Below are 17,666 nucleotides of genomic sequence, written 5' to 3' on the forward strand. Positions count from 1 at the left end.
AAATGTGATTCATAAAACCGCTTAAATTGTCTTCATAATTGATCCCTATTTTTCAGGTATTTCAGCGTTTCTATTATATGGAAATATAGTTGATTTCTTTGAAAGAAATGACCATATTTAAGAGTGAGGAATATGTTAACACCCAGACATTTTTAATTTAAGGCTCTGTTAAAGTTAGTTGTTGATTATTGCTTTTCGAGAACCAACGTTCTATAGTTGGGCTAACTATAATAGAGCTAATGATGACTGTAAGAGCAACTGAAATTCTTAAAGCCATTCAAAAACTAAATCCAGCAGAGAAACACCGATTACGAGAATATTTAATTGATGCACTTACTGCATCAAGCTCGACTGGAACCGTTCTTCACGAAATATCTGAACATGAAAACAAGAATGGTTATGAATGCCCAGAATGCGAATCGGAACATATTGTCCGATTCGGTAAATATCCAACAATCGTTGATGGCGAAGAAGTTAAAAAACAACCTATTGCTGTAAAATTTGTAAAAAGACATTTACTGACCTCACAAATACAGTTCTATATCGAACTCGTCACCTTACTCACTGGATTAAATTTGTTGAGTGTATAATAGAAGGGTACTCCCTTCGTATGTCCGCCGATTTTATTGGAGACACAAGCTTTTGTCCTCGTTAAAACAAATCAAAATACCAAATTTTGAAGGTATTCTTGAAATGGATGAGACCTATTTCTTGTACTCAGAAAAAGGACAAAGAAAAATCAAAGACGCAAACATAGTGATTCAGCAAAAAAGCGTGGTATAAGCAATGAACAAGTATGTGTATTGGTTCCGAGGGGCCGTGACAAGATGACTGTTTCGAAGGTATTGGGAATGGGAAGATTAACAAGAGAACAATTGGATAAAGCTATCAGTCATAAACTTTCAAGTGATAATATATTATGTACCGATTCATGGCGTGCTTTTAATGCTGCCGAAAAGAAAATGGATAATCAATTCAAATCAGACGGAAAGATTCGCACAAAAGGTCTGTACCACATTCAGTATGTTAACAATTACCCTTGCTTGGTTTCAGGTATTAGAAAGCAAGAAATGAAGTTACTAGGAACGACTTGATTATTAGAGGGGATTTGATAAGAAAAACGGAAAATTATGATGCGATTAGATTTACTAAATTTATGATTTAACATTATATCTCATTCAACGAACGGGGCAGGATAATTGAATAAAGAAGATGGAAAGGGAAGAAATTCACAAAAAAGGGAGGTATAAAAGGTGGATTTATTACTCTGGATAACTATTGGTTTCATAATAATCGGATTTGTTGTTCTCATCTCTATGAAAAAAGGTATGGAAAGTAAGCTCGCTTTTATAACAGCAAATATGGAAGACGAGGAAAGTTCAACAAAAGCTAAATCCATAATTTGGTGGATAGTGAGTACCACAGCTTGGGGAATAGTAAGTATGATTCTTATTGTTTGGTGGTTTCATAATCACTTTTGATAACTGTTGGTTTTAATTGTACTTAAACAAACGGGTGAGTTGAAGAAGACTATACTAAGAATTAGAACTTCCAGATAATCGGAAGTTCTGTTTTTTTAATACATTAAACTTTAACAGAGCCTAATTTAAAAGGCTATTTCTATATGGATACTGAAATAAAATTAATGAGGAGTCGACTCGTGATACTATGAAGAAAGAGCACGCATATCAATATTATAAAGCTCGTTGGATTTAGTCCAAAGTATGCTTCACCGTAGAATAGAGATGTGAACACAGGACAAAACTTTAGAAACGAAGCCATAAAACTTCTAACTGTAGGAACTATATGGAAAGCCTAGTGAAACCGTTCGGTTACGAAGCAGTTCTTAGGAATCCCCCAATTCAAACAATTCGTAGGGGGGGAGGGAGTGGCGAGAGGTTCAAAAGGAGTACATAGGAATGACCGAGAAAGAATGGCAAGAATTTAGATAAGCAATAGAGGTTGAAGAGCAGGAATTGGCCTTCTATTATAAAGATGAGCAATGGTAGATTAGCAGGCTTTATGGTGAAGAAAAAAGCTATCTACTCACACGTTCAAAAAACTCAAATACTCAAGAGCTTAGCACCACCGCAGAATTATTCAACAATGGGATTGTTGATAGAAAACCTTTCATCGAAGGGGTGACAGATTTTTTTTGAAATAAAGGTTGCCCGTATGGTCAGATTTTTTGCATCTAATTCATTAACATGTCTAGAAAAGGAGAAATAATATGTTTGACTATATTTTTGATACCGAAATTGCCATAGATTCTCAAACCCTCGATGATTTAACAGATGAAAAGTTGAATCAAGTAGAGAAAAAATTAGGAGTCGAATTGCCAGTAGCTTATGTTGAGCTTATGAAGAAACAAAATGGTGGAGCATTATCTTATAATGAGTGGTTTCATTCCAATAAAGTACCTGATGGTGAAGTTGATATTGATTCTATTATGGGTATAGATGTGGGGGATGGGATTGGGGAGTCTAATTATCTTGTAGCAGAATGGGAAATAGAAAAAGGTTGTCCTTTTTGCTGGAGATGGTCATGAATGGTTTGCTTTTGATTATCGTGAATATAAAGGAGATAATCCATGTGTATTTTACATAACAGATGAAAGTAAGCCAAAAAAAGTCGCAAAGGATTTTGAAAGTTTCTTAAAAAATTTAAAAAAACCTGAGTCTGATGATGAAGTTGAAGACGATGATGAGGAATTCAATCGAGTTTATACAAAAAAGGAAGTAGAAGAATATATCGAAGAAGGTTCGTCTCATTTTGATATTTCTGCGGGATTAGAGCAATTTGCTAAGGAAAAAGGGGATATGGAGTGGTTTTTAAAACAATCTCTTAAAGCAATTAACATAGAGGGCATTGAAGATATTTCTTGGACTGTTGGTGAATGCGTATTGATTAAATTAAGAGTGGGGCCAAGAGAAAATTGGCCGGCTGATTCTTTGCAAAAGATAGTAGATCGTTTGATGGCAGTAACTGAGTATGAAGGAGTACCTGATATAGTTGCACAGCGTTTAGGAAAAAGAATTCAAAGGAATATTTTAAAATAAGAAATTGATTTTTTACTCGACTGGGGGAGTAAAAAATCAATTTCTTATTTTATAGTTTGATTGTTCTTTCATTTTTTTTATCAATCTATGTTGCATCCAAATACTTAAGCCTAACGTTTATAAGTTTAGGCATTTATTTCTTATATGATTTGGTTTACAGCAAAAGAAATAAAAAAACACAAGAAAAAATGATTCAAATGATTTTTAGTGTCTTTTTAATTGGTTTTTCTGTTTATTTTTTTATGACCAAGTAATTTAATTAACGCATGGTTAAAATTTGAGCTTACTGCAGAAATAGGGTGACGTTCTTGGCAAAAGTATTTTAAGCGCCATAAACATCGTCCTATTTTACACTTGTTTGACATTGAGAATCGTTATCAATTAAAATGAGCAGTAACAAGTATTATATGCTATCTATTTTTACAAAATCAGGTCATTAAATTGGGATGAATTGAAATTTTAAAGAAAGTTTGGAATAAGGTAAATCTGCGTTTGTATATAACGGGGGCTTGCTTTCATGAAAAAGAAAGGAGAACGGATTTGAATCTGCAAATGAATACTCAAAACTTGGGGTGCCTCTTTGAGAAATTAAACGATGTCACTTCGCTACCGCAGAAGCAGAACTATCAGAAATATAGACTTCCGCTACAGAGCGGCGCGGGGCATGTAAAAAGGATTTGCTTAAGAGATGGCATGGAGATTAATTGGTTCGACGCAAGCTTTGATGAACCTGTCTCCTTAGATATTGATGTTCAATATCCTCACCTAGAAATCGCTTATACCCTAGAAGGTCAGGCCTACTGGGAGGCAGCCGGCGAACCTAGAAGCTATGATTTATCCGCAGGCGTTTCCACATTCTCTTATATTCGCGATAAAAACCTTCATACCGAGTTTTCGCCATCTGAACGGATGTCGCATATGGAGATTCGCATCGATATTCGGAAGCTCAATGAACTGCTTCCAGAGCTTAGCGGTATTTCGAATAAAGCTTTTTTTTGCAGGCAGCTAGCTGGTTCTCCTCATATTGCTCGTATCGTGAAGGAAATGAAACAGTGTCCGTATACCGGAACTCTCCAAAAGCTTTATCTAGAGGGGAAAGCTTTTGAGCTATTGGTCTATCACTTGGATGGTGTGCAAAAGGAAGAGCAAAGCCAACCAGTTTCCAAGCTGAAAGTCGACGATGTTCACTGCCTTCAACAAGCGAAAGAAATTCTGTCCCATACATGGAAAGAACCGCCCAGTTTGCTTGAACTTGCTAGAATGATAGGACTCAATGATTACAAGCTCAAACTAGGGTTCAAAGAACTGTTCGGTACGACAGTCTTTGGTTATGTACGTGGATTACGAATGAATGAAGCTCATAAAATACTGGAGCAAGGGAAGGTGAATGTAAGTGAGGCTGCCAGTATGGTAGGTTATAGCAATTTAAGTCACTTTGCCAAACTATTCCGGAAAACCTATGGATACAACCCGAGTGAAGTTGAGAAAAGCTGTAATTTTTATAGTTGATAGTCCCATTAAACCCAAAGAATCCGTTTTGCATTAAGAAAAATCCGTTAGCAGGCGGCAAAACATGCCATTTTCATTGATAATATATCTCAATAACTCGCTAGTTTATCAATCAAAAGAAGCGTCTTGTGAAAGGAGATAGATGTGAAGATGGTACGAGTACGATTCAGCATTTTTTTCAGTGTTTTTGTTGCCATGGTTGGCTTGATGATCATCGCTCCCGTCATGCCCCCGCTTATTCGAGAGTTGGGCTTGAGTGAAACTCATTCAGGTTTAATCATTTCTTTGGGGTCCGTTGCGATGGCAGTGATGGCTCCAGTGTGGGGAAGGTGGAGTGATATAAAAGGTAGAAAACCCGTCATATTGATTGGCTTTATAGGGATGTTTGTGAGCTATGTTTTATTCACAGCAACAATGTATGCAGGTTTGACGAAGCTTATCAGTGGCGGACTCTTAATTATATTACTGATTGTCGCCCGCAGTTTGGTTGGATTGTTTATTCCTGCTGTTCCATCATCGGCACAGGCGTATATGGCTGACGTCACAGATGAAAAAGGACGATCAGCAGGTATGGCTTTAATCGGGGCCGCCAATGGGATGGGGCTTGTGCTTGGTCCTGCAATTGCCGCAGTGTTTGCACTCATAGGTTTAATTTGGCCACTTTATATAGGGGCGATGCTGCCGCTTGTCGCCTTTATCGTCGTACTGTTGTTGATCCCAGCTCAAAAACCGGTTATTCAGGAAAAACCGCCGAGAGTCAATCCATTTCAAAAAGAACTTCGTCTTTATTTGTTTGCTGGTCTGGCAACAATGCTCAGCGTCATCACTTTGCAGGTGGTGGGAGGTTTTTATTTCCAGGATCAATTATCTTTGACTACGAAAGAAACAGCAAGAATGGTTTCCATGGGTCTTATGTTTAGTGGAGTTGCGATGATTGTCACACAAGGAATCCAAATGAAAAAAACGAAATGGCAGCCAAAGCCTTTGATCTTGGTTGGATCATTGCTTCTGATTGTAAGCATGCTGCTCTTTTTGTTCATCATAAGTCTGATTGGTTTTTACGTGGCTTTCGTCTTTTTTGGCATTGGGGCCGGTCTGATGATGCCTGGTTTTATGGCAGGTTCTTCACTTGCCGTTGCACGTGAGCAACAAGGCGGCGTATCCGGGTTAGTGGCAGCTGTTCAAGGGATTTCTGCTATGATTGCACCCATTCTCAGTACAACTCTATACCAAGTGGATAAACATCTCCCCTTTGTGGTTGTGGCTGCGCTTGTGCTGTTAATGGCTATTACGTTATTTTCTGTGAAAAGTAAAACCGCTGCAAGCATGTCAGTACAATAATGCGTGGGTTGAAAAAACGCTCTGTTTAGCATATGACGCCATGTAAAGTATTAATCTATTAAGAGAAGGTGTTACGATAAAAAATCTTCAGTAAACTTTTTATCGTCATAACAGGTAGAGAATTAACGTCATAATAAAAAACTTCAGAACGGATTCCATTCTGAAGAACTTTTGAGACTGCATTGTCCATTTAAGATGCGAGATAAACCGCCTGTGAGAGAGTTCTTAATCATTCTCAAAGGCGGTTTATCAATTACTTTTCAAATGTGCCTTGGTGTATTTGCGCCTAGATTGTATCAAGCCCGACCGGTACATTTCCTCTGAAAATCTCTGGCATCCACCGGAGGCTTTAACTTTATTCAGCCAGGCTTTGAACCGGATATCAATCCATCTCACCACTTACAGAAAGTGGGAGACTTTTGCTGAATGAAGTTAAATTTCTTGTTTAACAGGGTTAGTTAAAATTCCAATTTTACTCACTTCAACTTCTATTTTGTCCCCGTCTTTCATAAAGACAGGTGGTTTACGTTTGGCACCAACACCGCCTGGAGTACCAGTTACAATGACATCCCCCGCTTTTAATGTTGTAAAGGTTGAGCAGTATGCGATTAACTCCGGAATGGAGAACAATAAAAGGTTAGTGTCTGCTTTTTGCATAACTTGACCATTTAAACGTGTTTCTAATGTTAAAACTTCCCCATCAGCAATTTCATCCTTTGTTACTAACCATGGACCAAATGCTCCCGTGGCTTCGAAGTTTTTACCCGGGCCCCATTGAGATGTATGAAGCTGATAGTCACGAACGGAACCATCATTATAAATAGAATATCCGGCAATATAATCATAGGCATCTTCTTCAGGGATACGTCTTCCTTCTTTAGAAATTACAATCGCAATTTCGCCTTCAAAGTCCAACCTATCTGATTCTATAGGTATGAGCATAGGGTCGTTATGTGCAATCTGTGACTGTGCCACGCGGAAGAATATTGTAGGATTTGCCGTTACATCACGATTGGTTTCTAAACGGTGATCGTCATAATTTACGCCTGCACAAAAGATTTTATCTGGGTTTTCGATCACTGGTAAGAGTTTAATCTCTTCTATTTTGTAATCCGGTTGATCGTTTTTAAATTGTTTTACACGATCTAATAGGTTTAATTCAATGAGATTTTTTAAATCTTTGGCCGGGATCTTTGCCGTTAAATCAACGACACCATTCTCTGAAACTAAGCCAAATTTCTTTTCATTTTTATAAAGATATGTAATTAATTTCATGTCAGTTCCCCACTTTCACTTTTTTCATTACTGAATCGATAATATCGTTTTCAAATTTTGTAAACCAAGTACAGTTGAAATCCCAATTGCGTGGTTTTAATGGTAATTCTTCATGCCATGGTCTTGGATCAAAACAATCTAATTCCGGTATATATTGATCCATTTCAGTGTAAAGTTCAATGACATTTAGCTCTGGATCATGATGATAGGATGCAATATTATGTCCAGCTGTATGGCGGGAAGGCCCCCATAAAATTTCATGTTTTTTGCTTGCTAGATAATCAGCACTGGAAACATGGTGGGCAGAATCTTTTAATTCAAATGCTACATGGTGCATCATCTTATGTTTGAAATTAGAAATATTGAGCACATGATGATCTGAGTTACATGTTAGAAAAGTGGCTTTGTCGCCAATTCTATCAGTGTAATGGAAATTTAAAATGTTCATATAGAAATCAACTGAATCCTTTGGTTTCAATGACCCCAATGCGATATGACCTAGCTTATGAGGTGACACTTTATCTAGCTTATAACCGGGAGCCGGCATTTCCATCTCTTGAAAAAGGTGGATAATATACTCATCTGGATCTTTAAATTCCAATAATTTTGAAACTCCAGGTTGAAAATCTGTCTTAATCTCAGAAGAAATCCCTTTAGTTTTTAAATATTTTTGAATATCAGATAAGGATTCGTTTTTCGCAATTTGATAGCCAATTGTATTCAAAGCACTTGTACTGCTAGAACGAAGAATGACATTGTGATGATCTACACCTGCACTAATATAATAAGCTCCATTTTCACCAACCTCGACTGTAGTGAAACCTAAGGTATTTTCATAGAAATCGGCCATACGATTGACAGAAAGACATCCAAAATCGGCATACCCTAATTTAAATGGTTGAATCATGCTCTTCATACTTTTTTCATCCCTTTCCTGCTTGAATCTATCATTCAATTTTTTTGTTGCTAATTTAGATTATTTTTCAAAAAAGAGGATTTGTCAATTAAAATTATCATAATACGATAAAAATATGATTAAAAATTGTTATTATTTTTCGATATTATCTTATTTTGATTTTAGTGACGAGGTTGTGGGAATGGCATCTGGATCTTGATTTTGGGAAGGGGGTTTTGCAAAAAAAAAACAGGAATGCTTTTTAAAAGAGACATTCCTGTAGGTTATTTTTCTTTATTTCAATTGTTCGGTTAGCTTGCTTGCGGATAATTTAACGAATTGCACCAAGTTTTCTTGGTCATAAATTCGTAAACGATGATTAGGTAAAACTAAGGTAATGGCGCCTACAACCTGATTGTTTAAAAATACTGGAGCAGAAATACCGACAAAATTATCATCCAATTCTCCATTGGATATCACATGACCCTGTTTTTTAAAGTTAGATAACTCTTTTTGGAACGACTTAAAATCAAAATTTGGTATTTCTTTTAAAATTGTTTGCTCATGTTTCTCAAAGAGTTTATTTAACTTACTTTTTGATAAGTATGCAGTAATGATTTTGGAGGTGGCACCTTTAAATACAGGGTGCGGGTTTCCTCTGCTGTAGGTTAACTCGTATTTGAATTCCCAAGATTTTTCTGAGTAAACATTAATAATTTCGTCATTGTAGATCGTACTTAATAAAACCTCTCCACCAGTTAAGTACACAAGTTCTTTTAGTATGGGTTTTCCTAACTTGATAATTGGATCAGTATTTCGGATTTGATAATCTAACTTTATAATTTTGGGCCCTAATATATAAGAATTAGATTCAGACTTAGCTAATAAACCTGCTTCACAAAGTTCTTTTAAGTATCTATATCCAGTGGGAACCGAGACACCTAATAGCTCAATGACTTCTTCTAAAGTGATTGTCGCCTTCTCATTTGTAAACATATCCAAAATCAACAACATTTTTTTAGTGCTAGACAATTTTGACATCCTCCAATTTATAAATTCCCTATAAAACAGTTTATTATCTATAAATAATAGCATGTTTATGGTAATTAGATGCTATTCTTAAAGAATCATGATAAAAAAATGTATTTACAAAAGAATAAATAGGATATATTATCGTATTATGATAAAAAATACATAAAGGTTTTGACGAGAGTAACTTCAACGTAAAAGTATTTTTGAAAGCGATTTAAATTTAATTATAAGAGGAGACGGGATGAAATTGCACGCTTTTGAAGAAAAAATCGTTTTAATTACTGGAGCTGCAGGTGGTGTAGGACAGAGAGTAGCCCTAGATTTTTTAAATCAAGGAGCCAAATTAGTATTAGTAGATTTAAACATAGCCCTTTTAAAAAAGCAATATAAAAATCGTGATGATATTTTAATCATCCAAGCAGACGTTACAGAAGAGGGTGGAGTACGAAATTATGTACAAGAAGCTTTGAATAAATTTGGACGAATTGATATTTTTTTCAATAATGCTGGAATCGAGGCACGGAATAATTTAATAGAGGATCAGTCTGTAGAAGATTTTCTTAAAGTATTGCATGTGAATACATTAGGTGTTTTTTTAGGGCTAAAATATGTGATTCCAGTTATGAAAAAGCAGAATGAAGGAGCAATCATTAATACAGCTTCCTCAGTTGGATTAGTTGGTTCTATTGGAATTTCTCCTTATGTTGCAGCAAAACATGCTGTTGTTGGACTAAATAAATCAGCTGCTTTAGAATGTGCTGATTATAATGTTCGTGTTAATGCAATTGCGCCTGGGTTTATTGAAACAAATTTAACGAAACGATTAATAGAGGATACGAAAGAAAATCAAAAAGCTTCAGAGCGTGAACAACTGTTTCTTAATAATATTCCTTTAAAACGATTCGCTAAAGTGGAGGAAATTTCAAATTTAATTCAGTATTTAGCTTCACCACTCTCAAGTTACATAACAGGTACATGTGTAGAAATTGATGGTGGAAGGGCTGCAAAATAAATTAATGATTGTAAAGGGGAGAAGGATTATGAAAAATCAATTGATGTTTATTCTGATACTAGTGTTGGTGCTAATGTTGGCTGCTTGCTCAAGTGGTCAAAGTGGGAAGAAAAGTCAAAGTGATGAGGACGTATATAAATTAAAAATGAATGTAGCATTTCAAAAAGGTGATGAAGGGGATGTCGTTTCGTTAAGTACAGAGAAATTTGCAAAAGAAGTTTATAAACGTACAAATGGCCGTGTAGATATTGAAGTCTTTTACAGTGCTCAGCTGTTGCCTGTTGACCAAATGTTAAGTGGACTTGAAAAGGGAACCATTGATTTAGCATATACATTACCTGAATATTACGGAGAGTATGCACCGACTGGTTATTATGGAAGTTTGCCTTTTTTAGGAAAAGATATTGATGAATTTATGAAACTACTTCGTGAAGATGGAATTGCTACTATTTTGGAAGAAGAATTTTCTGAGCATGGAGCTAAAATCCTTTTATACGGAACTCCTGGAGAATATGGAATTCTATCTAATAAGCCTATTAAATCAATTGAAGATATGAAAGGGTTAACAATTCGTGCTGGTAACTCCTTATGGGTAAATTGGTACCAAAGCCTAGGGGCGGCGCCTGCCAACATTCCAACCACTGATGTTTATCAAGGACTACAATTAGGCACAATTGATGCTGTCCCATATTCTTTAAATACAATTGAATTCTATAATTTCCATGAAGTTGTTTCTTCAATGACTGCAGGAATTCGAGTAAGCGCACTTTCTTCTGTCATGATTAGTAACAAAACATGGGAGAAAATCCCCGAGGATTTACAGTCTATTATTTTAGAAGTTGCTGCTGAAACAGAAGAAAAAAATATTCAATTTTACCGAGACACATTGGATCGACCGTATGAATTTGCTGCTGAAAAAGGTGTGGAAGTGAATACATTAAATGAAAAAGAATATGCACGATTTGTAGAATCTGGCCAAATTGTTTGGGATGAATTCGCTGCATTAAGTGATCGCACTAAAGAGATTAGCGATATTTTAAAAGAAAAGCTAACTAATTAATGAAGATCAAGGGGAGGATTTAATGAAGGGATTTATTTCATTGATTTATAAAATCAATGAGTTATTTAAATGGATTATAGGTAGTGCCATTGTGCTTCTGGGTTTCCTCATATTTTATACAGTTATCATGCGTTATATCTTTTCTAAGCCGCCTATCTGGTCTTTTGATTTATCAGGGTGGCTTACAGGGATGATTGTGTTTCTAGGAGGGGGCTACGCCCTCCTTTCTGATTCACATGTTAAGGTAGATTTATTTTACGAAAAATTCCCGCAAAAGTTAAAAAGTGTAGTCGATATCATTACTTATCTCGTCGTTATAGGGCTTGCTGCGATTTTTATCTGGAAAGGTATGGATCAAGTTATTGCTAATTTCCAATCTGGCACTGTAGCCCAAAGCGGGTTCAATATTTACATGTGGATCAAATGGGCAATCGTTCCATTTGGGGCCTTGCTGCTTGGATTACAGGCCTTTGTGCAAATGATTGAACGTATTTATTTCTTGATTAAGAATGAAGAACTGTTAAAAAAGGGGGAAGCATAGTATGGATGCAGGTATAATCGCTTTGCTCTTATTCGGTTCATTATTAGTGGTTATGGCTAAAGGAATTCCAGTTGCCTTTGGTATGGGGATTGTATCTGTTATATTCGGAATACTTTTTGCGGGTGGTTCCGTAAGTATTGATTCTTTTATGCTAGGTTCCTATTCAAAAGCAATAGAGTTCACATTAAGTGCAATTCCATTATACATCTTAATGGCCGCCATTCTTCAATACAGTGATATAGCAGAAGATATGTTCGAGTGTGTTTACAGATGGCTAGGTGGAGTACGCGGAGGCCTTGTCGCAGGCACAACAGCAATTTCCTCTATTTTTGCTGCTATGGTCGGTATTGCAACCGTTGCTACTGCGACATTAGGAATGACTGCACGCCCAGCGATGCTTCAACGCGGTTATGATAATAAGTTGATCATGGGCTCGATTATAGCAGGTGGTGCTCTAGGTATTTTAATACCACCAAGTGTTTTAATGATTATTTATGCTTCTGAATCGAGAGTTTCGGCCGGAGCAATGTTTATGGGAGGGATTCTTCCTGGGATCCTTGCTGCTTTAATTTTTGTGTCTTATGCTTTAATTCGTTGTTGGATTAATCCTTCATTAGGTCCAGCTGTGCCAGAAGAAGAACGTTATACCTTTAAAGAAAAAGTATCTGCTTTAAAGTCAATCATCCTTCCGTTACTTGTAGTGGCTGGGGTATTAGCTTCAATTTATACTGGTATCGCTACACCTTCAGAAGCTGCTGCTTTTGGGGTAGTAGGATCGTTACTTTGCGCTGCAGCAAAAAGGAAGTTAACTATAACTAATATTAAGAGTATTTTAACTATGACGGTGAATTTAAGTGTAATGGTACTTTGGATTGTGATGAGTGCCGCTGCGTATTCAAGAATCGTAACTGTAACAGGGGTAGGTTCCTGGTTCGCGGAATTAATTACTGGGTTCGATACAACCCCATGGGTTATTTTGTTATTAATGCAAGTTATTTTCTTTTTCCTAGGTATGTTTATTGATCCAACGGCTATCGTTCTCATTACGGGCCCATTATTCTTACCTGTTGTAATGGCTTTAGGGTATGATCCAGTTTGGTATGGAGTGCTGTTTGTCATCAATATGTGTATGGCCTATATGACTCCGCCATTTGGCTTCAATTTATTTGTAATGCGTGGAATAGCAAAAGATACGAATATAAATGAAATATATAAGTCAGTATGGCCATTTGTAGGATTATATGCACTTGTTCTATTAATTGTAGCTTTGTTTCCGCAATTGGTACTTTGGCTTCCTGGGATTATGGGCTCATAGTATCTATTTGCTTAAAACTCGTTGGATGATCAGCTACATTTTTCAACATCTATTATACATCTAAATGACGATAGGCGGCAGCTATATTTACCTTCATTCAGCAGAAGTCTCCTACTTCTGTAAGTGTTGAAATGAATGCGTATTAGTATTCTATTAAGTGGGGGACCCCCTGCTTAATGAAGTTAAAGCCTCCGGCAGATGCCACAGATTTTCAGAGAAAATGTAACGGACGGAGCTAGATACAATCTGGGCACAAATACGGTAAGGAGCATTTGATATCAAAGAAATAATAAATGTAAAACAATGGAGTTGTAAATATGAAAATATTTAAGAATGCTACTGAAGCATTAGAATGTGTAAAAAGCAATGATACGATTATGGTTGGAGGATTTGGTTTAATCGGAGCTCCACTAACGTTAATTGATGGGTTAGTAGAAAAGGATATAGATAATTTAACGATTATTTCTAATAATTTAGGAGAAAGAGGAAAAGGCTTAGGAATTTTGCTACAACAAAAAAAAATAAAAAAGGCAATTGGCTCTTACTTCACAAGTAATCGTGATGTTGGCGCGGCGTATCAACGTGGCGAGATTGAAATTGAATTATTGCCACAAGGTACATTGGCGGAAGCTATTCGGGCTGGAGGGGCCGGGATCGGAGGCTTTTATACCAAAACATCAGCAGGGACAGATTTAGCTAAAGGAAAAGAAACAAAAATAATCGATGGTGAAGAATATATATTAGAAAAGCCTTTAAAAGCAGATGTCTCTATTATTAGGGCGCATAAAGCCGATACATTAGGAAATTTAATTTATTATAAGACTGCGCAAAATTTTAATCCATTAATGGCGACTTCTGCAAAATATGTTATTGCAGAAGTCGATGAAATTGTAGAAGTAGGTCAGTTAAGTAGTGAAGAAATTACAACTCCGCATTTGTTTATAGATGGTGTAACGATTGCTAAAAAACTACTTACGAAAGATGGGGTCATAGAAATTGATTAATGAAGTCCAAGAAAGAATTGCGCACAGGGCAGCTCAGGAATTAAAGAATGGGCAAGTTATTAACTTAGGCATTGGGATTCCAACACTTATTTCGAAGTATATAGAGGAAAAGGAAGTTTTTTTACATACTGAAAATGGAATGTTAGGAGTAGAAGATATAGAAGATGAAAATATTGATCCCAATTTGGTGAACGCTGGGAAAATACCAGTAGGTGAAGGGATAGGGGCTTCATTCTTTCATAGCGCGGATTCATTTTCTATGATTCGGGGAGGTCATATTGATGTAGCTGTTTTAGGTATCCTACAAATTGATGAGCAGGCCCGGATTGCGAACTGGGCGGTTCCAGGGAAAACAATTATTGGTGTCGGTGGTGCGATGGATTTGTTAGTTGGTGCAAAAAAGGTCATAGTCACAACCACACACACATCGAAAGATGGTAAAAGCAAATTGTTAAAGGAATGCACTTACCCGCTTACTTCAACGCGCTCTGCAGATATAATCATTACAGAGTTAGCTGTGTTCCGATACATTGAAGGAAAGCTACACTTGGTAGAACTGATGCCGGGTGCGACCTTGGCTGACATAGAAAAAAATACTGAGGCCGAATTCGTTAACTCAATGCAGGGTGGTGTTAAATATTGAGGGAAGCAGTTATTGTTGATGGGGTTAGAACTGCGATTGGAAAAATAGGTGGTTCTTTAATAAATGAAGCACCTGATTTTTTAGGGTCATCAGTAATGAAAGCATTAACAGAGCGAACAGGGATAAAAACATCTGAAATTGATGAGATTATTTTAGGTCAGGCAAAACAAAGCGCTGATCAATCGAATATTGCCCGTCTTGCAGCTTTACGAGCAGAGGTGCCATTGCAAGTACCTGCGTATACAGTACATCGCCAATGTGGTTCAGGGCTGCAAGCAATTAATAATGCTGCACAACAAATAGCACTTGGATTAAGTGATGCCATTATTGCAGGTGGAACAGAATCTATGAGTACATCTCCTTACTATATTCGAGGGGCCCGTTATGGATTAGAATCAGGTAATGGATTATTACTTGACCCCAATACAGAAAGTCAACCAGGTTCTCAACCGGAGTATTTTGGAATTAAAACAATGGGGGAGACTGCTGAAGTTTTAGCTCAAAAATATAATATTTCACGGGAGCGCCAAGATGAGTATGCTCATTTAAGCCAACTACGGACGGACAAAGCAATAGAGAAGGGGTATTTTAAAGAGCAAATTACTCCGTATGAGATTAAAAAGAAGAAGGGGTCTATTTTATTTGAAGTAGATGAGCATCCGCGATTAAGTTCTATAGAAAAATTAGCTTCGTTAAATCCTGTGTTTGTTAAAGATGGTACGGTAACAGCTGGAAATAGCAGTGGCCGAAATGATGGTGCAGCCGCTTTGCTTATAACGTCAACAGAAAAAGCGGATAAATATGGCTTAACGCCGAAAGTGAAAATAATAGCACAGGCGGCTGCGGGTGTTAATCCAAGAGAAATGGGAATAGGGCCAGTACCTGCAACACTAAAAGCTCTGGGGCAGGCTAATTTAAAAATTGAGGACATAGATGTTATTGAATTAAATGAAGCTTTTTCGGCACAGACGCTCGCTGTAATCGATGTACTAGGGTTAGATATTGAGAAAGTTAACCCTAATGGAGGCGCAATTGCACTAGGACACCCTATTGGAGCAACTGGCGCCATTTTAATGACTAAATTGATTCATGAACTAGAACGTACAGAAAAGCGTTATGGCTTGGTTACACTTTGTATTGCTGGAGGTTTAGGTATCGCCACAATTGTAGAAAACTGTCGAATTTGAATTTTTAGGGGATGGATATCTCCACATTAAGACATCAGCTATCAATTGAAGTCAGCGGAGCGACAACATTAAAACAGTATCAAGCTGATGGTAGAAGCCGTATCCCCCTTCTTTTTAAAAGGAAGGGGGATTTTAATGAGCGGTTTTATATAAGATTATTGGGATTGTCCTAGTATATCCTATATCTGATCTTATTTTCGAGTGTCCATTTGAAAAGTATAGAGAAAATGGTTCAGGCAGCTATCAAATAAATGGACCCTGGAATCATTATTTAAAAGTGTCGTTATTGTTTTGGGCTTGTGAGAAGTTCAGCGTTTCCTTGAATGCTTCTTCTTGGTCCTTTCGATACCACTCGAAGAAAATTTTAGCAATAATGACCCCATATACGATTTCCTGGACAACTTTCATGATGATCCCGCCAAGTTGCTGATCTTGAAGGACGCCTAAAGGATTGAACAACGATATCAGTTCTGGTGATGATGAACCTAATCCTGATAATGAGGCTGGTGTTGCGCATAATGTCAGTGCATTTAGCCACGCTTCAGGATCGGAATATGTTTGATACATGGGGTCGTTTGCAAAGATGATGAGCGCGCAAGCTGGCAGCATGAGGACTCCATTCGCAAACATATATCCTGTTTTCAGTATTCCAGACATCTTATCATATTCATTAAGAGGATTCATAACAGGCCAAAACATGAAAAGAGCTAGACAAAATAATAATGTGTGGATGGAGGCGTGATAAAAGCTAGTTGTTTTTGAGAAATCAAGAATTAATGGAACATGATAAACCGAAAAGCCCACATTGAATAGCAGAAGTGCCACTACAGGTTTTGTCAAATGATGAAATAAGAATTTGATTACTCTAATATTCAACATTGCCCTCCACAGCCAAGCTGGTATCAAATGAATAAAAAGAATAGGCATTATTAATAGAAGGAATGCCATTTGAATCATATGCATCGTTAACATCATGTGACTCATTAAATCGATTGGTGATCCTTTAATGATATAGAGGATCGTGACAAAGCCGAAGAACGAAGCTATTTGCTTTTTGTTAAGAGGCCTGCTCCCATTAAAGAAGTGCCGATACTTAACTGTAATGAGATAATAGATAATAGTAATAAAGAATAAAAATACCGCAAAATATGGACTCCACAATGAGCTGAAGTCAAATAAATAGAAGATAGGCATAAGTCACCTCGCTCGCTCTATCAATATTGGTGTAAAATCTATCATTTAATGACTAAGTAAAAGATTATTGATAATAGCCGACTGTTCTCTTGTCATCCGGATGTGGATCGATCAATTCTTTTGTATCGGTTGGAAAAGCATTTATCACTTCGTACATTACAATTAATCCCGGAATTAGAACCACCGTCACAAGTATACCGATCACCATCATTAAAAATTGAGTCATAAACTCATCCCCATTTAATTTTTTTGAAGACACTTTATTGAACATGATTCATCTTCACAAAAAAATTCTAAAGGAAAAAATATCAACTGTGACCATCCAATCTTTATTAAAAAACCCCATCCAGCTTCTGAGTTAAATGCATCATTGTCCATGTGTAAATACGACGTGAAAAAAGTTTTTTAGCCTCATTCAGCAGAAGTTTCTCACTTTAGTAAGTAGTGAGATGAGAGTATATTTGGTATTCCGTTTCAGTTGGGGTTCAAATTTAGGATGAATAAAGTTAAGCCTCCGGCGTAGATGCCAGAGATTTTCAGAGGAAACAATCGGGCGACGTTTCTCGTCGCCACCGTCTAGAATGAAAACTGATTCTTAC

Annotated in this window: 16 protein-coding genes and 2 pseudogenes; 13 read left to right on the forward strand and 5 right to left on the reverse strand. The window is 36.9% G+C overall.

The features are described from left to right. The first annotated feature begins 242 nt into the window (after positions 1 to 242). The 6 genes and pseudogenes from H9631_RS17220 (at position 243) to H9631_RS17245 (ending at position 5,909) form a co-directional block, all read left to right on the forward strand. Positions 243 to 1,165: pseudogene (locus tag H9631_RS17220) on the forward strand (IS1595 family transposase). 88 nt (positions 1,166 to 1,253) lie between these two features. After that, entirely contained in the window at positions 1,254 to 1,481 is a 228-nt protein-coding gene (locus tag H9631_RS17225) for a hypothetical protein (protein WP_191814976.1), read from the forward strand. Positions 1,482 to 2,230: 749 nt separating this feature from the next. Further along, positions 2,231 to 2,600: pseudogene (locus tag H9631_RS17230) on the forward strand (SMI1/KNR4 family protein); the annotation flags it as partial. A gap of 219 nt (positions 2,601 to 2,819) precedes the next feature. Further along, entirely contained in the window at positions 2,820 to 3,059 is a 240-nt protein-coding gene (locus H9631_RS17235; RefSeq protein WP_191814980.1) for a hypothetical protein, read from the forward strand. A gap of 540 nt (positions 3,060 to 3,599) precedes the next feature. Further along, positions 3,600 to 4,568: a helix-turn-helix transcriptional regulator gene (locus tag H9631_RS17240; RefSeq protein ID WP_191814982.1), complete on the forward strand. Its 969-nt coding sequence runs from the start codon at positions 3,600 to 3,602 to the stop codon at positions 4,566 to 4,568. A 150-nt stretch (positions 4,569 to 4,718) separates the two neighbouring features. Then, a complete protein-coding gene (locus H9631_RS17245; protein WP_191815017.1) occupies positions 4,719 to 5,909 on the forward strand; it encodes an MFS transporter in 1,191 nt (396 codons plus the stop codon). A gap of 432 nt (positions 5,910 to 6,341) precedes the next feature. On the opposite strand, the gene H9631_RS17250 is transcribed toward H9631_RS17245, so the two are convergent. The 3 genes from H9631_RS17250 to H9631_RS17260 form a co-directional block, all read right to left on the reverse strand. Further along, positions 6,342 to 7,184, reverse strand: coding sequence for a fumarylacetoacetate hydrolase family protein (locus H9631_RS17250; RefSeq protein ID WP_191814984.1), 843 nt, complete (start codon positions 7,182 to 7,184; stop codon positions 6,342 to 6,344). Position 7,185: 1 nt separating this feature from the next. After that, positions 7,186 to 8,091, reverse strand: coding sequence for a VOC family protein (locus H9631_RS17255; protein WP_225221123.1), 906 nt, complete (start codon positions 8,089 to 8,091; stop codon positions 7,186 to 7,188). A 282-nt stretch (positions 8,092 to 8,373) separates the two neighbouring features. Beyond that, positions 8,374 to 9,111: an IclR family transcriptional regulator gene (locus H9631_RS17260; protein WP_191814988.1), complete on the reverse strand. Its 738-nt coding sequence runs from the start codon at positions 9,109 to 9,111 to the stop codon at positions 8,374 to 8,376. A 241-nt stretch (positions 9,112 to 9,352) separates the two neighbouring features. On the opposite strand from H9631_RS17260, the gene H9631_RS17265 reads away from it, so the two are divergent. The 7 genes from H9631_RS17265 (at position 9,353) to H9631_RS17295 (ending at position 15,873) form a co-directional block, all read left to right on the forward strand. Further along, positions 9,353 to 10,123, forward strand: coding sequence for an SDR family NAD(P)-dependent oxidoreductase (locus tag H9631_RS17265; RefSeq protein WP_191814990.1), 771 nt, complete (start codon positions 9,353 to 9,355; stop codon positions 10,121 to 10,123). Between the two features lie 28 nt (positions 10,124 to 10,151). Next, the gene (locus H9631_RS17270; RefSeq protein WP_191814992.1) at positions 10,152 to 11,183 is read left to right on the forward strand and encodes a TRAP transporter substrate-binding protein; all 1,032 of its coding nucleotides are present in this window, start codon (positions 10,152 to 10,154) and stop codon (positions 11,181 to 11,183) included. Between the two features lie 22 nt (positions 11,184 to 11,205). Continuing rightward, entirely contained in the window at positions 11,206 to 11,724 is a 519-nt protein-coding gene (locus H9631_RS17275) for a TRAP transporter small permease subunit (RefSeq protein ID WP_191814994.1), read from the forward strand. A 1-nt stretch (position 11,725) separates the two neighbouring features. Continuing rightward, a complete protein-coding gene (locus H9631_RS17280; RefSeq protein WP_191814996.1) occupies positions 11,726 to 13,039 on the forward strand; it encodes a TRAP transporter large permease in 1,314 nt (437 codons plus the stop codon). 317 nt (positions 13,040 to 13,356) lie between these two features. Further along, on the forward strand, positions 13,357 to 14,043 hold the full coding sequence (locus H9631_RS17285) for a CoA transferase subunit A (RefSeq protein WP_191814998.1): 687 nt from the start codon (positions 13,357 to 13,359) through the stop codon (positions 14,041 to 14,043). Next, positions 14,036 to 14,686 (forward strand): 3-oxoacid CoA-transferase subunit B, encoded by a 651-nt coding sequence (locus tag H9631_RS17290; RefSeq protein WP_225221124.1) that lies wholly within the window; start codon positions 14,036 to 14,038, stop codon positions 14,684 to 14,686. Before H9631_RS17285 ends, H9631_RS17290 begins: the two co-directional genes overlap by 8 nt. Then, on the forward strand, positions 14,683 to 15,873 hold the full coding sequence (locus H9631_RS17295) for a thiolase family protein (protein ID WP_191815000.1): 1,191 nt from the start codon (positions 14,683 to 14,685) through the stop codon (positions 15,871 to 15,873). Before H9631_RS17290 ends, H9631_RS17295 begins: the two co-directional genes overlap by 4 nt. Before the next feature lie 267 nt (positions 15,874 to 16,140). On the opposite strand, the gene ctaG is transcribed toward H9631_RS17295, so the two are convergent. Continuing rightward, entirely contained in the window at positions 16,141 to 17,067 is a 927-nt protein-coding gene (gene ctaG, locus H9631_RS17300) for a cytochrome c oxidase assembly factor CtaG (RefSeq protein WP_191815002.1), read from the reverse strand. A gap of 64 nt (positions 17,068 to 17,131) precedes the next feature. After that, complete coding sequence (locus H9631_RS17305; protein ID WP_191815004.1) at positions 17,132 to 17,293, reverse strand: hypothetical protein; 162 nt, start codon at positions 17,291 to 17,293, stop codon at positions 17,132 to 17,134. Positions 17,294 to 17,666: the final 373 nt, after the last annotated feature.

Origin of the sequence: Bacillus norwichensis, from assembly GCF_014836955.1 — a bacterium.
Taxonomy (GTDB): domain Bacteria; phylum Bacillota; class Bacilli; order Bacillales; family Bacillaceae_C; genus Siminovitchia; species Siminovitchia norwichensis.

Excerpts from the sequence above, each read along its gene's own strand:
- H9631_RS17280 (WP_191814996.1), top strand. The coding sequence starts at position 11,726 with ATGGATGCAGGTATAATCGCTTTGCTCTTATTCGGTTCATTATTAGTG.
- H9631_RS17265 (WP_191814990.1), top strand. The coding sequence starts at position 9,353 with ATGAAATTGCACGCTTTTGAAGAAAAAATCGTTTTAATTACTGGAGCT.
- H9631_RS17255 (WP_225221123.1), bottom strand. The coding sequence starts at position 8,091 with ATGATTCAACCATTTAAATTAGGGTATGCCGATTTTGGATGTCTTTCT.
- H9631_RS17270 (WP_191814992.1), top strand. The coding sequence starts at position 10,152 with ATGAAAAATCAATTGATGTTTATTCTGATACTAGTGTTGGTGCTAATG.
- H9631_RS17305 (WP_191815004.1), bottom strand. The coding sequence starts at position 17,293 with ATGACTCAATTTTTAATGATGGTGATCGGTATACTTGTGACGGTGGTT.
- ctaG (WP_191815002.1), bottom strand. The coding sequence starts at position 17,067 with ATGCCTATCTTCTATTTATTTGACTTCAGCTCATTGTGGAGTCCATAT.
- H9631_RS17275 (WP_191814994.1), top strand. The coding sequence starts at position 11,206 with ATGAAGGGATTTATTTCATTGATTTATAAAATCAATGAGTTATTTAAA.
- H9631_RS17285 (WP_191814998.1), top strand. The coding sequence starts at position 13,357 with ATGAAAATATTTAAGAATGCTACTGAAGCATTAGAATGTGTAAAAAGC.
- H9631_RS17245 (WP_191815017.1), top strand. The coding sequence starts at position 4,719 with ATGGTACGAGTACGATTCAGCATTTTTTTCAGTGTTTTTGTTGCCATG.
- H9631_RS17250 (WP_191814984.1), bottom strand. The coding sequence starts at position 7,184 with ATGAAATTAATTACATATCTTTATAAAAATGAAAAGAAATTTGGCTTA.
- H9631_RS17235 (WP_191814980.1), top strand. The coding sequence starts at position 2,820 with ATGGAGTGGTTTTTAAAACAATCTCTTAAAGCAATTAACATAGAGGGC.